Source organism: Vibrio sp. 2CM40D (genome assembly GCF_023161825.1).
In the GTDB taxonomy this organism is placed as follows: domain Bacteria; phylum Pseudomonadota; class Gammaproteobacteria; order Enterobacterales; family Vibrionaceae; genus Vibrio; species Vibrio alginolyticus.
In genome coordinates, this window is record NZ_JALNTL010000019.1 from 1 (window position 1) to 14,505 (window position 14,505).

General features: G+C 46.4%; 12 protein-coding genes. 3 read left to right on the forward strand and 9 right to left on the reverse strand.

Features of this window, described 5'->3' with window-relative positions; all coding sequences use genetic code 11:
- Window positions 1–510 precede the first annotated feature (510 nt).
- From fre to trxA, 6 genes are all read right to left on the reverse strand, one after another.
- Window positions 511–1,224, reverse strand: coding sequence for an NAD(P)H-flavin reductase (gene fre / locus MTF70_RS23265; protein ID WP_005382872.1), 714 nt, complete (start codon window positions 1,222–1,224; stop codon window positions 511–513).
- Window positions 1,225–1,238: 14 nt separating this feature from the next.
- The gene (locus tag MTF70_RS23270; protein ID WP_009696789.1) at window positions 1,239–1,508 is read right to left on the reverse strand and encodes a 2Fe-2S iron-sulfur cluster-binding protein; all 270 of its coding nucleotides are present in this window, start codon (window positions 1,506–1,508) and stop codon (window positions 1,239–1,241) included.
- The gene (gene ubiD / locus MTF70_RS23275) at window positions 1,505–3,358 is read right to left on the reverse strand and encodes a 4-hydroxy-3-polyprenylbenzoate decarboxylase (protein WP_033907314.1); all 1,854 of its coding nucleotides are present in this window, start codon (window positions 3,356–3,358) and stop codon (window positions 1,505–1,507) included. The genes MTF70_RS23270 and ubiD overlap by 4 nt, the downstream gene beginning before the upstream one ends.
- A 91-nt stretch (window positions 3,359–3,449) precedes the next feature.
- The gene (locus MTF70_RS23280; RefSeq protein ID WP_005378756.1) at window positions 3,450–4,442 is read right to left on the reverse strand and encodes a hypothetical protein; all 993 of its coding nucleotides are present in this window, start codon (window positions 4,440–4,442) and stop codon (window positions 3,450–3,452) included.
- A 106-nt stretch (window positions 4,443–4,548) separates the two neighbouring features.
- Complete coding sequence (gene rho, locus MTF70_RS23285; protein ID WP_005378757.1) at window positions 4,549–5,808, reverse strand: transcription termination factor Rho; 1,260 nt, start codon at window positions 5,806–5,808, stop codon at window positions 4,549–4,551.
- A gap of 196 nt (window positions 5,809–6,004) precedes the next feature.
- Entirely contained in the window at window positions 6,005–6,331 is a 327-nt protein-coding gene (gene trxA, locus MTF70_RS23290; RefSeq protein ID WP_004745500.1) for a thioredoxin TrxA, read from the reverse strand.
- A gap of 111 nt (window positions 6,332–6,442) precedes the next feature.
- On the opposite strand from trxA, the gene rhlB reads away from it, so the two are divergent.
- The 3 genes from rhlB to MTF70_RS23305 all read left to right on the forward strand — a co-directional run bounded on the left by rhlB (window position 6,443) and on the right by MTF70_RS23305 (window position 11,092).
- Complete coding sequence (rhlB, locus tag MTF70_RS23295) at window positions 6,443–7,762, forward strand: ATP-dependent RNA helicase RhlB (protein ID WP_005378764.1); 1,320 nt, start codon at window positions 6,443–6,445, stop codon at window positions 7,760–7,762.
- Between the two features lie 20 nt (window positions 7,763–7,782).
- Window positions 7,783–9,276 (forward strand): guanosine-5'-triphosphate,3'-diphosphate diphosphatase, encoded by a 1,494-nt coding sequence (gene gppA / locus MTF70_RS23300; protein WP_005382885.1) that lies wholly within the window; start codon window positions 7,783–7,785, stop codon window positions 9,274–9,276.
- A 172-nt stretch (window positions 9,277–9,448) separates the two neighbouring features.
- Window positions 9,449–11,092, forward strand: coding sequence for a sugar nucleotide-binding protein (locus tag MTF70_RS23305; protein ID WP_205461610.1), 1,644 nt, complete (start codon window positions 9,449–9,451; stop codon window positions 11,090–11,092).
- 222 nt (window positions 11,093–11,314) lie between these two features.
- Here MTF70_RS23305 and MTF70_RS23310 read toward each other — a convergent pair whose 3' ends face one another.
- From MTF70_RS23310 to recQ, 3 genes are all read right to left on the reverse strand, one after another.
- Window positions 11,315–11,989 carry a 7-cyano-7-deazaguanine/7-aminomethyl-7-deazaguanine transporter gene (locus MTF70_RS23310; protein WP_005378770.1) on the reverse strand — a complete coding sequence of 225 codons (675 nt, stop codon included), beginning with the start codon at window positions 11,987–11,989 and terminating at the stop codon, window positions 11,315–11,317.
- 234 nt (window positions 11,990–12,223) lie between these two features.
- A complete protein-coding gene (locus tag MTF70_RS23315) occupies window positions 12,224–12,529 on the reverse strand; it encodes a DUF3630 family protein (RefSeq protein WP_005378772.1) in 306 nt (101 codons plus the stop codon).
- Between the two features lie 9 nt (window positions 12,530–12,538).
- Window positions 12,539–14,374: an ATP-dependent DNA helicase RecQ gene (recQ, locus tag MTF70_RS23320; RefSeq protein WP_025768969.1), complete on the reverse strand. Its 1,836-nt coding sequence runs from the start codon at window positions 14,372–14,374 to the stop codon at window positions 12,539–12,541.
- Between the last annotated feature and the right edge of the window lie 131 nt (window positions 14,375–14,505).

Below are 14,505 nucleotides of genomic sequence, written 5' to 3' on the forward strand. Positions count from 1 at the left end.
AGCGTTCAATCTGAGCCATGATCAAACTCTTCAATTTAAGATTTTGTTCGGCTCAATGAATACTGAACATTACATAAAGTAATGTTTGAATTGACTGTGCTGAATCCGAAGATTCAATGGTCACTTCGTTTCATTGAAACCTAATTTGAAGCCGAAGCTTCTAATTGGATTATCATCAACGAGTGCCCACACAGATTGATAGGTCTATATTGTTAAAGAGCTTGCTTTGCGAGAAGTTTTTCTTCTCAAAGCGGAGGTGCATTCTAGCGATTTAATTGACAGTGTCAAACACTTTTTCAATTTTATTTTTCGTAGAAGCTTTCACCTCTCCGACCCTGCTGAAGCCTTATCGCGTCTGCCGTGTCGGTGGATGCGCATTATAGGGAACTCAGTTCCGTTCGCAACCCTTTTTTGAAAAAAAATGGAAAAAAATGACTGTTCGATGACTATTTCATCAAAAAAGCAAAAAAGAGGGTAAAAAACCCTCTTTTTCTGCCTTAAAAGCCGTATTTAAATGAATGCGTACGCGTCTGCGAACATACGTTCGCTCTTCGCTTTCTTGTTCTGAGTGAACTGTTCACGTGCTGCGCCAGCCATTTCAAAACGACCTGCAATATAGATATCGTAGTTTTCTAAGCTTTCGAAATCTTCAGCTACAGCTTGTAGCACGTTACCAACTTTACCTTGCCAGTCTGCAGGAGCTTCTTCTACTACTGGCACAAAATGAACATTGGCAAACTTGTCGGCAATCTCGACCAGTTCGTCTTTAGCATAAAGCTGGCAGTTATCGCGCGCGCCCCAATATAAATAGATAGGATTGGTTTTATTCTGCGCTACGCAGTGATCCAGAATCGAGCGAACGTAACTGAAGCCTGTACCACCAGCAATTAATAATAATGGGCGTTCGCTTTCTTCTTGAACCCAAGCATCGCCATGTGGCGCATCAATTTCAATCTGACCATCAGTTTCAAGCGCCGCTTGCATTGCTTCGACAACTTCTTGTGCATAAGCGTTGTGTTCCGCCGCACCGATGTGCAGTTCAAGTTCACCTTCATGACGACAAGGGCTGCTTGCGATAGAGAAAGGACGTTTGTCTTTTTCACCCATCACCACCATTAGGTACTGACCCGCTTTAAAAGGCACTGGTGATTCTGGATGAAGAAGGATTTGGTAAGTATTACAAGCTAACGGCTGAATAGACTTTACTTTACATTGGATGGTCATGGTGTTCCTCTCGCTTACTCGTCAAAAGTAAGCACTAAATTACTTTCTGTATAGGCTTGGCAAGGGAATATCCAACCTTGCTGTTGCTCTTTTTCGGTTAGCATCGGTTCGAGGTGATAGCTCACCTCGCCCGTTAGCTTTTTACACATGCACATGGCGCAAGCGCCAACTTGGCAACGGTGTGGGAAGCGAATATTGTTGTTGAGCGCAGCTTCTAACACCGTCTCCCCTTCTTTTACTTGGAATGTAACGTCCATTGGTAGAAGGTGGACTTGATGACTCATAGAATACCTAACTGGTCCCAAATCTCATCGACTTTAGCCACAAGTTTAGGATCTTTTTTGATAGGCGTACCCCACTCGCGCGTGACTTCAGATTCGAACTTGTTGGTCGCATCCAGTCCTAATTTGGATGAACTCTCAGTCTTACCAAGCACTTGAATCGTGTCTCTATCTGGGTCCATTCGAGTTGTCACCGCCCAAATGATGTCATTCCAATCTCGTGCATTAACGTCATCGTCGCACAAAATGATGAATTTGTTATCCGTGTACTGAGCAAAGAAGCCCCATAGATGTTCCATCAATTCTTGGGATTGACCAGCTTGGTCTTTCTTCATAGTCACGACAGCAAATTGGTTGTTTGCTGTAACTGGAAGATAGACGTCAACAATCTCAGGGCGTTGCTGTTTCAACTCATTTAGTTCTGCTTCGGTAATCGCTTTGCTGTCTCGCTCAGTGACCTCGGTTCGCGTCGCCAGCTCGGCATCCCATTTAATGGTCGCATCCAAGCCCATTTTGGAGCCAAGCCCAACCACTGGTGAAGCAAAGTCGAGCGAGTCGATTGGCGTGTTATCTATCATCAAGGTATCACGTACAGGATCCATATGCTCTGACATGGCTTTCACGACATCATTCCAATCTCGTGCGTTTACCGATTCATCGCACACAATAACAAACTTGGTATACATGAATTGACGTAAGAAAGACCACACGCCCATCATTACGCGCTTGGCATGTCCTGGGTACTGCTTCTTCATGGTGACGACGGCCATTCGGTACGAACAACCTTCTGGCGGAAGATAGAAGTCTTCAATCTCTGGGAATTGCTTTTGCAGAATAGGCACAAACACTTCGTTTAATGCCACACCCAATACAGCTGGTTCATCTGGCGGACGACCTGTGTAGGTGCTGTGATAAATAGGGTCTTTACGCATAGTAATGTGCGTAATAGTAAATACGTGGTGCTTTTCTTTTTCGTTATAGTAGCCAGTGTGGTCACCGTAAGGACCTTCATCAGCAAACTCGTTCGGGTCGATATAGCCTTCCATCACGATTTCCGCGCTCGCTGGCACTTCCAAATCGTTGCTGACTGACTTCACGACTTCCGTTTTGCTTCCACGTAGCAAACCTGCAAATGCGTATTCCGATAGCGTATCTGGCACTGGTGTTACTGCGCCAAGAATGGTTGCTGGGTCTGCACCAAACGCGACCGAAACTGGGAAAGGTTTACCTGGGTTGGTTTCCATCCAATCGCGCAGATCAAGCGCACCACCACGATGGGCTAACCAACGCATGATGATTTTGTTCTTGGCAATTTTCTGCTGACGGTAAATGCCTAGGTTCTGACGTTTCTTATTTGGACCTTTGGTTACGGTTAAGCCCCAAGTAAGCAGCGGCGCTACATCTTCTGCCCAGCAGCTCATTACCGGAATTTTATCCAAGTCGACTTCATCACCTTGCCAAACAATGTCTTGGCATGGTGCTTTACGTAAACGCTTAGCCGGCATGTTCAATACTTGTTTGAACACTGGCAGTTTTTCTAAAGCGTCTTTGAAGCCTTTTGGTGGCTCAGGTTCTTTTAAATAAGCCAGCAGCTTACCGACTTCTCTTAATTCTTTAACATCTTCACGTCCCATACCGATTGCGACACGCTCTGGTGTACCAAACAGGTTAGTCAAAACAGGTACGTCGTAGCCGATTGGGTTCTCAAACAACAGCGCAGGTCCACCAGCACGCAAGGTGCGGTCGCTGATTTCTGTCATTTCATAAGCGGGATCGACAGGGTGAGTGATGCGTTTAAGTCGACCTTTCTGTTCTAGGTGGTCGATAAATTCGCGTAAATCCTTAAAACTCATAGGCCTTCATGCTGGCTGATTAAACTGTCCGCAGTATAACAAATAGGAGGACGCTAAGATCCTCCTATTTTGTGTGGGTATGTGAGCCAGATTACTTTAATACTTGTTCAATCTGCCGAGTCTTTATCTGATGGTTCGAAGATACTAACTCTTCCAACCAGGTTTGATGCCCTTGTTGAGCAAGCTCTCGAGCAACCATGGTTGCTTCTTCTGATAACGCCATTTTTCTAACTAGAAACTGCTTTACTTGCGGAGATAGAGGGTTAGATTTTGTAAGTAGACTAATAGCTTCTGGCTTGAGTGATGGGTTAACTGTGGCATTCATCAATTGCTGAATGGAAAAAACGTCTCCAACCGCAGCTAAACGCTCAAGCTCGGACTGGCTGTTGTAATCGGCTTTCATCCGCCAGAGTAAGTTGTACACTTCCTCATCCTGACTAACTTGTGCCAACCTGACTATCACGGCCGTCGAGGGTAACCAACTGGTCACATTTGCTTTGGTTAACTGGGCCGTTAATGCAGCAAGCGCGTTGGGTGATAAACTGTCTAACTCTCGAATCAAAAGCGCTTCACGCGCTTGAGCTTGTTGAGATGGCCCTGTAAGCCATTGCTTTAAGTTAAGCTCTCTTCGTTCAGCTTGTAAGACAAAGTCCAAGGTACTTTGGTCTTGTTTCCAACGCTTAATCAAGCGACTCGCAATAACGGGAAAGTTAAAAGCGGGTACACTAAATTCATACCCATCACCTCGCTCTAACACTTGATAAGTCGGGGTCATACGGATCTGGGACTCAACAAACAGAGCCATTCGAGGCGTGAGAATCACATCTTGCTTTTCAAGCTTTTCCAACAATTGAAAGCGCACCACCTCTTGTTGAGGCAAAGCAAGTCGATCAAGGGCAAATTTAAGCGAGTCGACTTCATCTCTGACAGCGTAATCAAGCAGTTCAGAGACTTTAGTCTGTATTTGAGTATCCTGAAGCCACTGTTCTACTACAGACTCATGCATTTCCTTGGCAGATAATGTCGCAGGTAGAGTGATAAGTGACAAGCTCAGGAGTAATGACGACAACATTCCTTGTTGCATGTTAACCTCCCGATAACATTTCCTTCATTCTGATACTTCTATCGGGAGAAAGCAATAAAAAAGCCACCGATATACGGTGGCTTTTCGCAGAATAACTTATCTGAGACTATTGACGACGCATCGCATCGAAGAACTCATCGTTGGTCTTCGTCATCGCTAGCTTATCGATTAGGAACTCCATTGCGTCGATTTCGCCCATTGGGTGAACGATCTTACGCAGAATCCACATCTTCTGTAGTTCGTCAGTCTTCGTCAGTAGCTCTTCACGACGTGTACCTGAGCGGTTAAAGTCAATCGCAGGGAATACACGCTTCTCAGCAATCTTACGGTTCAAGTGCAATTCCATGTTACCTGTACCCTTGAACTCTTCGTAGATAACTTCATCCATTTTAGAACCAGTATCTACTAGTGCCGTTGCAATGATAGTTAGGCTGCCGCCTTCTTCTACGTTACGTGCAGCACCGAAGAAACGCTTAGGACGATGTAATGCGTTTGCATCCACACCACCTGTTAGTACTTTACCTGATGAAGGCACTACGGTGTTGTAAGCACGAGCTAGGCGAGTGATAGAGTCAAGCAAGATAACCACGTCTTTCTTATGTTCAACAAGACGTTTTGCTTTCTCGATCACCATTTCCGCTACTTGTACGTGACGAGATGCTGGCTCATCGAAAGTCGACGCAACCACTTCACCTTTAACTAGGCGTTGCATCTCGGTTACTTCTTCTGGACGTTCGTCGATAAGAAGAACCATCAACTCACACTCTGGGTGGTTGTACGCGATGCTTTGCGCGATGTTTTGCAGAAGCATTGTTTTACCCGCTTTAGGCGGAGCAACAATCAGACCACGTTGACCTTTACCGATTGGCGATGCCAAGTCTAAAACACGTGCTGTAATGTCTTCTGTTGAACCGTTACCACGCTCCATCACCATGCGCTCATTCGCATGTAGAGGGGTAAGGTTTTCAAATAGGATCTTGTTACGGGCGTTGTCTGGTTTATCGTCGTTAACGGTATTGACTTTTAGAAGGGCAAAATAACGTTCACCGTCTTTTGGTGGACGAATTTTACCAGCGATAGAGTCACCAGTACGTAGGTTAAAGCGACGAATCTGACTTGGTGATACGTAGATATCGTCCGGACCCGCAAGGTATGAACTATCTGCACTGCGTAGGAAACCAAAGCCGTCTTGCAGAATTTCCAGAACCCCATCGCCAAAGATGTCTTCGCCGCCTTTAGCGTGCGCTTTTAAAATCGCGAAGATGATGTCTTGTTTTCTTAAGCGAGCTAGGTTCTCTAATCCTAAGCTTTCGCCCAGTTTTACAAGGTCAGACACAGGTCTGTTCTTCAGTTCGGTAAGGTTCATGGTGGTGGATTCTTGTTTAGTCAAAATAAGATCTGTTTTCTAGTTAAGATGGATTTGGTCTCAGGATCGACCAAGAAGAGAAATTTGTTCAATTAACGCGCGATAAGTTAGCACTAATTAGTATTCTAGTCCAGAGTTAGAAAAACAAAACCGTGCATTGTAACTTTGCACGGTTTTATCTGTAATCACTTGGTGATTATAAGTTTGCGTCTAGGAACTCTTTTAGTTGAGTTTTAGACAGAGCACCTACTTTCGTTGCCGCTACGTTACCATCTTTAAATAGTAATAGCGTTGGAATGCCGCGAATACCAAACTTAGGTGGTGTACCTGCGTTATGGTCGATGTTTAGTTTACCGATAGTGAGTTTGCCTTCGTACTCGTCTGCGATTTCGTCCAAAATAGGAGCGATCATTTTACAAGGACCACACCATTCTGCCCAAAAATCCACTAGAACCGGGCCTGCAGCGTTGATTACATCGTTTTCAAAACCGTCATCAGTTAGCTGCAAAATCTTATCACTCATCTTCCACTCCAATGTGTTTTTCGAAACTGGTTGGATGATAACCAGTAATTAGATGCCCTATTGGAATGTATTTACTTTCGTATTGCAAGCTTTAGCTGATATTCTATAGCCATGAAAAAGACGCATATCACAGAGCAAAAGTTCGCCGATTTGGGCTTAAAGCCCCAAGTTATTGAAGGATTGGACAAAAAAGGGTTCGAATTTTGTACCCCTATCCAAGCCTTGGCGTTGCCGGTCCTGCTCACCGGCCAAGACATCGCAGGCCAGGCCCAAACGGGTACTGGTAAAACGCTCGCGTTTCTTACTGCTACGTTCAACCACCTTCTGACGACTCCGGAACATGAAGGTCGTAAGCCTACACAGCCACGCGCAATTATTATGGCGCCTACACGTGAGCTCGCTATTCAGATTTACAATGATGCAGAATCATTAACTGAAAGCACAGGTCTAAAAACCGCTCTAGCTTACGGTGGTGAAAGCTACGACAAGCAACTTGCGAAACTGCAAGACGGCGTAGATATTCTGATCGGAACAACAGGCCGTATCATCGATTTCTACAAACAGCGCGTATTTAACCTCAACAACATTCAAGCTGTTGTTCTGGACGAAGCCGACCGCATGTTCGATCTTGGCTTTATTAAAGACATTCGCTTCTTGTTCCGTCGTATGCCTGAGCCAAAAGAGCGTTTGAACATGCTGTTCTCAGCAACGCTGTCTTACCGCGTTCAAGAACTGGCATTCGAACACATGAATACTCCTGAGCATGTCGTTGTCGAACCAGAACAAAAAACTGGCCACCGTATCCAGGAAGAGCTTTTCTATCCTTCGAATGAAGACAAAATGGCGCTGCTTCAAACACTAATTGAAGAAGAGTGGCCAGATCGCGCTATCATTTTTGCCAATACCAAGCATAAGTGTGAATCGGTTTGGGGTCATTTGGCTGCCGATGGACACCGTGTAGGCCTTCTTACTGGCGATGTACCGCAGAAGAAGCGTGAGAAGATTCTTGAGCAATTCACCAAAGGTGATGTCGACATCTTAGTTGCAACTGACGTTGCAGCGCGTGGTTTGCATATTCCTCAGGTAACGCACGTTTTCAACTACGACCTTCCTGACGACTGTGAAGATTATGTTCACCGTATTGGCCGTACTGGTCGCGCTGGTGCGAGCGGTCATTCGATCAGTTTTGCTTGTGAAGAGTACGCGGTTAACCTACCAGCAATCGAAGAATACATTGAGCATACAATCCCAGTTTCAGAGTACGATTCGTCGGCACTGATTCAAGATCTACCGGCTCCGATTCGTATGCGTGCACCACGCAACCAACAGCGCCGCACGAATACTGGCGGTACCCGCTCTGGTTCTGGTAACCGTAAGCCGCAGGGACGTCGTCCACGCCAACCGCGTCAATCGGCACCAAAACAATCGTAATAGGAAACTGAGTTCGTTTTATGAGTCAAGCAGGATCATCACCGCTATATGCCGCCATCGACCTCGGGTCGAACAGTTTTCACATGCTCGTTGTGCGTCACATCGATGGCAGCGTTCAAACAATGGCTAAAATTAAGCGCAAAGTTCGTCTAGCAGCGGGCTTAGATGAACATAATTCTCTTAGTATGGAAGCTATGCAGCGAGGATGGGACTGCTTAAGTCTATTTGCGGAACGCTTGCAGGACATTCCTAAACAAAACATTCGCATCGTCGGTACTGCAACATTACGTACCGCGACCAATGTAGATGTGTTTTTAGAAAAGGCTAACCAAATTCTAGGCCAGCCTATCGAAGTGATTACTGGTGAAGAAGAAGCTGCCACTATCTATAAAGGTGTCGCTCACACCTCTGGCGGTAGTGGTCGTCGCCTTGTAGTCGATATCGGTGGAGCAAGTACCGAACTGATTATCGGGGAAGGTTTCGAAGCCAAAGCACTGACCAGCTTAAAAATGGGCTGCGTGACTTGGCTTGAAAACTTCTTTAAAGATCGCCAATTGAATGCTCGTAACTTTGACGCGGCAATTGAAGGAGCGAAACAGACCATCCAGCCGATTTTAGAACGTTATACAGAAATTGGTTGGGATGTGTGTGTTGGTGCATCAGGCACTGTTCAGGCATTGCAAGAGATAATGCTGGCGCAAGGCATGGACGAAGTAATCACTCACTCCAAACTCAAGCGTCTACAGAAGCAAGCCATGTTGGCCGACCATTTAGAAGAGCTCGATATTGAAGGCTTAACACTTGAGCGTGCATTAGTGTTCCCTAGTGGCCTCTCTATTTTGATTGCCGTTTTTGAATTGCTTGAAATCGATGCTATGACACTGGCTGGCGGCGCACTACGCGAAGGCTTAGTGTATGAGATGGTTGAAGAGCTTCGTCAAGAAGACATTCGTGCCCGCACTATCGCTAGCGTACAAAATCGCTATCAGCTCGATCACCAATACGGCGAACAAGTCGCTACTCTGGCACACACGCTTTTACAGCAAGCTGGGGGCGATGAGTGGATTACAGAGCCTCAGGGCAAGATATTACTCGAGACCGCCGCAAAACTGCATGAAATTGGTTTAACTATCGATTTCAAAAAAGGCGGAGAGCATAGTGCTTACTTGCTGCAGAATTTGGATCTGCCTGGTTACACGCGCGCGCAGAAGTTCTTTATTGGTGAAGTGGCTCGTCGCTATCGCGAACAGCTCACTTCTTTACCTGAGCAGCATGCATTATCAGGCTCAAGTGCCAAACGAGTATTGAGACTGTTGCGTCTTGCGGTTCTACTCAGCCATCGTCGCAATCCTGATCTAGAGCCAAATGTGACTCTAACGGTTGAAGGCGACAATCTAACGTTACACATTGATGCGCAATGGCTAGAGAAAAACCCACTGACTGCGGCTGAGTTGGAAATTGAATCCAACCGTCAGACAGACATCGGCTGGCCATTAAATATCGTAGCAAAATAAGCGAATATCACTGCCTTACAATACTAAAGCCCAGGCGTTCGCTTGGGCTTTTTTGCTTCTACTTCCCCTACAAAACGTGCTGCCCAGCAAAAATCTCAGCTTCTCCGCTCTACATCGAAAAACAGCCATGCTTTATTGATAAGCACGATTTAGCCAACCAAGATGCACCATCATGAAAACCGTTTTAATGACTGGCTTAACTGGCACCCTCGCCCCTAAAGTTGCTCATCAGTTCCACCTCCGTGGCTGGAACGTATTGGAATGGAATCACCACCAAATCCCACCAGATGATCCACAGCAAAGTGAGCAATTTTGGCAACGGCACCACATTGATGCGGTGTGCCACATGGCGATGGGGAGTGAAGCGTGGGCAGCGTGGCTTGGTGAGCACTGCAAACAGCGCAACATTCCTTATCTTTTTGTCAGTACAGCAATGGTATTTGATGCCACAAAAAATGGGCCTTATGGCATCTTTGAAGAAAGAAACACCCAAGATGAATACGGCAAATACAAAGTTCGTTGTGAAGATGCAATCTGGCAAGCAAATCCAGATGCGATGATTGCTCGAATTGGTTGGCAGCTCCATCACCAAGCAGAAGGCAATAACATGTTGGCGCATCTCGACCGCCAATATGAAGAGAACGGCGTTATTACCGCTAGTACAGTTTGGTATCCCGCGACTTCTCATATGGACGATACTGCACTCGCCTTTTTGCAGCTTATTGAGCGGAACGAAGCAGGTTTATACCATTTTGATAGCAACTTAAAGGATAAGTGGAATTTCTACGAACTCGTTTGTGCACTCAAGCAGCATTACAACAAGCCATGGCAAGTGCTGCCAAGCAATGATTATCACCATGACCAACGTCTAACAGATGAACGAATTGCCTTGCCGCCATTGAGTGAACGTTTCAACAAGCCAGAGCAAATCAAACAAGCTGGCATCATAGGAATCAACTGGGGACGCACGCACATTCCCCACTATCGAAACAATGGTGTATCGGTCACAACGTTATGCGCCAACCAAATAGAACCGCTTCAGCAAGCGTGCAGTGAGGAAGCAATCCTAAAGGCAGAAACGAACATCAGCGCACTCAAACAACTCGATGTCGTGACCATCGCGACACCTGCGCATACTCATGCAGAGATCATAAAGACGTTAGGTTCAACCAAGCTGATTTGTGAAAAGCCATTGGTGGGATTGAATTCCGACATCACTCACTGGCAGCAACCGAACTCCAACCTATTGGTTAATTACGCCTTTGCTCAGCTAGAGACCGCCAAGACGATAGAGAAATGGCTCACCTCGCAAACCCAACCTTGTGTGGTCAATCTAATCACCCAAGTTAACCTACCGGGCACCTTCACACTCAAAGAGTGGTTTCTTGAAACAGCCAGTCACCCTATTTCTTGGTTGCTGCACTGCTTCGGAGACTACTCTCAGTCAACACTGATTGAGGAAAACGGCCAACTGATCGTTGAGCTGCAATGTGGCGACCACCAGCTAAGATTTGTATTTGAATTAACAGGTGAGCCGGGCATCGAGCACAATCTAACGATTCAATCCAACCAGACTTTAACCAGCAAAGGCTACTATCGTGTCGGCGAAAAATGGCGTTTCGAGCCCATTCTCGTTAATGGCAACGCGATAAATGATGGAGAATACAGCGAGTCTGATTGCTGGCAGGACGCCAATCAACGCAGTGTCGGTTTGATGTTGGCGATGTTCAATCAAAGCATCAGTTGGGAGAAAGGCCTGCAACTTGGCGCCTTCGATGCGCAAAAAGCCATTTTGATTGAGAAGATGCTCCGTTAGCCATTTCACCAACTAGCTTCCTCTACGTTCCGTAACTTCGATAAAAAGGTCTCACTCGGGACCTTTTTTACTGCTCATTTTTACCTTCGTACAGCTCAGGGAGCTTTTGGACACCCATGATCTAATTACTCCCCACGCTGTACAAAACCCTCTAAACCCAAGTAAACAGGTACAAAAAAGCCGCTTGATTTAAGCAAGCGGCTTTCGGGGTTCCCACTGATATTAAGACTGAACGCTTGTCGTCACCTTAAAGTCAGGGTTCACCGCAGTCAGCTTCTTAATTAGGTAATTCAGTAGTACGCCATACATAGGAACGAAAAGACCAAGACTGATAATCAGTTTGAAGCCGTAATCCACCAGCGCGATTTCCGTCCAATGCTCCGCCATAAATGGATCTGGGCTTTGGTAGAACGCAATGGCGAAGAAAGCGATAGTATCAAGTGCATTACCGAAAAGCGTTGAACACGTTGGTGCCACCCACCATTGCTTCATTTGACGTAGGCGGTTGAACACGTGCACATCCATGATCTGACCAAGTAGGTACGCCATGAAGCTAGCAATCGCGATACGAGCAACGAATAAGTTAAATTCCCCTAGGTGACCAAAACCTTGGAATTGACCTTCGAAGAACACCACCGATAAGAAGTAAGACACTGCCAAAGCAGGCAACATCACTAAGAAGATAATCTTACGCGCCAACTGAGCACCGAAAATACGCACGGTTAAGTCAGTCGCTAAGAAGATAAATGGGAAAGTGAATGCACCCCAAGTGGTATGGAAACCGAATATAGTAAACGGTAGCTGAACTAGGTAATTGCTAGATGCAATAATGACTAGGTGGAATAGAACCAGATAGATAAGGGCGTTGCGCTGCTGCGCAGGGGTAAAGTTACTCATGCGATACCTTTTTAGTTTGGTTTGGGGGTGAGGGAACCCAAATCGAGTCACTGAATAGAGTGGCTCTTACCAACAATGTAAAATGAAAAATAAACTGGCTTGGCTCATTCTGAGCGAAGCGGTGGGCGATTATACATTAACCACTTTTCGCCGCAAGTCGTCTGTTTTACGCAAACGTTTGAGCATAAAAAAGGGTGTTTCATGTGAAACACCCTTTCAAGAAAAATTCTATTTTTAGAAGCCGCGCTGGAACAATCCTGCAAGATAATCCAACTCTTCCCTGCTCTCTTCAATCGCTAACGCTTCAAACCAAATCGCTTCGCTGTAATGCTCTGCTTTCATAAACAGTCGGCAACCTTCAAAGTCAATCAGCCAAGAGTGAATGTCCGCATCCCACTGCTTTTCCACCACAGTAGCGGAAAGCAAGCCGACTAAACGCTCACCTAAGGCAGGAAAGCTATCAAGGTCAAAGCTCGGCGCGGTAATGATTAAGCGCCCTTCTTGTGCCATGTAATCCGCTAAGCCAAATTCCTTTTGCATCTTGGTTCCTTATCCGTGGTGAGTAATGTGTTCTTGAATCAAATCGAGGAATGGGTCGGCGTACTTCTCTAGTTTGCGCTGACCAACGCCACTCACTGCCAGCATTTCGCCGTAAGACGTTGGCAAGATCTCCGCCATATCAATCAGAGTCGCGTCACTAAAGACCACGTATGGTGGCAAACCATCTTCATCAGCAATCGATTTACGCAGCTTGCGTAACTTAGCAAACAGCTTCTTGTCGTAGTTCTTACTGGTCAGTTTTTCCGACTTCGCCGCACGTGCTGCGGTGTCTAAACGTGGAACCGCTAACTCCAGAGTCACATCGCCACGCAACAGCGGACGCGCTTCTTCGGTAAGTTGTAGCGTTGAATTGCGTGTAATGTTTTGGAACAACAGCCCTTTGTGGATTAACTGACGGAAGATACTCACCCAGTAATCGTGGCTATGGTCGCGCCCTATCGCGTAGGTAGAAATCTTATCGTGCCCGTTTTCACGTACACGAATGTTTTGCATGCCACGTAGCACTTCCACTACGTAACCCATACCAAAGCTCTGATTAACACGGTACACACAAGATAGCGCCTTACGCGCTTCTTCCGTGGCATCAAAGTGCTTCGGTGGATCTAAGCAAATATCGCAGTTGCCACATGGCTTCTCACGATACTCACCAAAGTAATTCAATAGCACCTGACGACGACAAGTCTGCGCCTCAGCAAAGGCACTCATCGCATTCAGTTTGTGGGTTTCCACCTGCTTCTGTGGACCATCGTCTTTCTCATCCAACATACGACGCAGCCAACTGATGTCCGCCGGGTCATACAACATCATCGCTTCCGCAGGCAGACCATCACGCCCTGCACGACCCGTTTCCTGATAGTAGGACTCGATATTGCGCGGGATATCAAAGTGAACCACAAAGCGCACGTTTGGTTTGTTGATGCCCATACCGAATGCCACGGTCGCCACCACGATTTGGATATCATCGCGTTGGAAAGCTTCTTGAACGTAAGCGCGCTCATCGGCGTCCATACCTGCGTGATAACCAGCAGCACGAATGTGGTTGTTGCACAGCTTCTCGGTCACCATCTCAACTTTCTTACGGCTACCACAATAGATGATGCCGCAATTACCTTTTTGGGTTTCAAGATAACGAACGATTTGCGAAACCGGCTTGTGCTTCTCAACTAAGTTGTAGCGAATGTTGGGACGGTCGAAGCTGCCTAGATAAACCTCTGGATTATTCAGTTGCAGACGCTCAAGAATATCTCGACGCGTTGCGTCATCCGCCGTCGCCGTCAGCGCCATAAATGGCACATGGGAAAACTGCTGCTTGAGTTGACCAAGCGCGGCGTATTCTGGACGAAAATCGTGTCCCCACTGGGAAATACAGTGCGCTTCATCGACAGCAATCATCGATAACGGCAGGTTTTCCAAGCGCTCAATGAAATCACGCATCAACACGCGTTCTGGCGAGACGTACACCAACTTAAGATGACCAGTGTGCATGCGGTTATACACGCTGAGCAGCTCTTCGCGAGGCATGGTCGAGTTAATGCATTCAGCCGCTACACCGTTGGCTTTAAGCTGGTCCACTTGGTCTTTCATCAGCGAGATAAGCGGAGAAATCACCAAAGTAATACCAGAGCGAACCAAAGCAGGAATTTGATAACACAGCGACTTACCGCCACCAGTAGGCAGGATAACTAAGCTGTCGCGACCTTCTATCGCGGCGTCAATCACTAATTGCTGACCATCACGGAACTCTTGGTAACCAAACACATCCTCCAACACACGTTGAGGCGTTACAGGCGAATCAGATTGTTCGGCTAACAAGGTCGAGGTCATGAAAAGTCTCAGATTGGGTCTTAAAAAAGAGGTGCTTATGCATACCACTGGCACACAAAGTGAGGGCACATTGTAATGGGGTTTCATGGTGAATAAAACCGCAAATTGTTAGGTGTTTCGCATCACGACTC

What these genes read in the sequence shown, in the direction of transcription:
- fre (WP_005382872.1), bottom strand. Translation starts at nt 1,224, where the DNA reads ATGACCATCCAATGTAAAGTAAAGTCTATTCAGCCGTTAGCTTGTAAT.
- MTF70_RS23270 (WP_009696789.1), bottom strand. Translation starts at nt 1,508, where the DNA reads ATGAGTCATCAAGTCCACCTTCTACCAATGGACGTTACATTCCAAGTA.
- ubiD (WP_033907314.1), bottom strand. Translation starts at nt 3,358, where the DNA reads ATGAGTTTTAAGGATTTACGCGAATTTATCGACCACCTAGAACAGAAA.
- MTF70_RS23280 (WP_005378756.1), bottom strand. Translation starts at nt 4,442, where the DNA reads ATGCAACAAGGAATGTTGTCGTCATTACTCCTGAGCTTGTCACTTATC.
- rho (WP_005378757.1), bottom strand. Translation starts at nt 5,808, where the DNA reads ATGAACCTTACCGAACTGAAGAACAGACCTGTGTCTGACCTTGTAAAA.
- trxA (WP_004745500.1), bottom strand. Translation starts at nt 6,331, where the DNA reads ATGAGTGATAAGATTTTGCAGCTAACTGATGACGGTTTTGAAAACGAT.
- rhlB (WP_005378764.1), top strand. Translation starts at nt 6,443, where the DNA reads ATGAAAAAGACGCATATCACAGAGCAAAAGTTCGCCGATTTGGGCTTA.
- gppA (WP_005382885.1), top strand. Translation starts at nt 7,783, where the DNA reads ATGAGTCAAGCAGGATCATCACCGCTATATGCCGCCATCGACCTCGGG.
- MTF70_RS23305 (WP_205461610.1), top strand. Translation starts at nt 9,449, where the DNA reads ATGAAAACCGTTTTAATGACTGGCTTAACTGGCACCCTCGCCCCTAAA.
- MTF70_RS23310 (WP_005378770.1), bottom strand. Translation starts at nt 11,989, where the DNA reads ATGAGTAACTTTACCCCTGCGCAGCAGCGCAACGCCCTTATCTATCTG.
- MTF70_RS23315 (WP_005378772.1), bottom strand. Translation starts at nt 12,529, where the DNA reads ATGCAAAAGGAATTTGGCTTAGCGGATTACATGGCACAAGAAGGGCGC.
- recQ (WP_025768969.1), bottom strand. Translation starts at nt 14,374, where the DNA reads ATGACCTCGACCTTGTTAGCCGAACAATCTGATTCGCCTGTAACGCCT.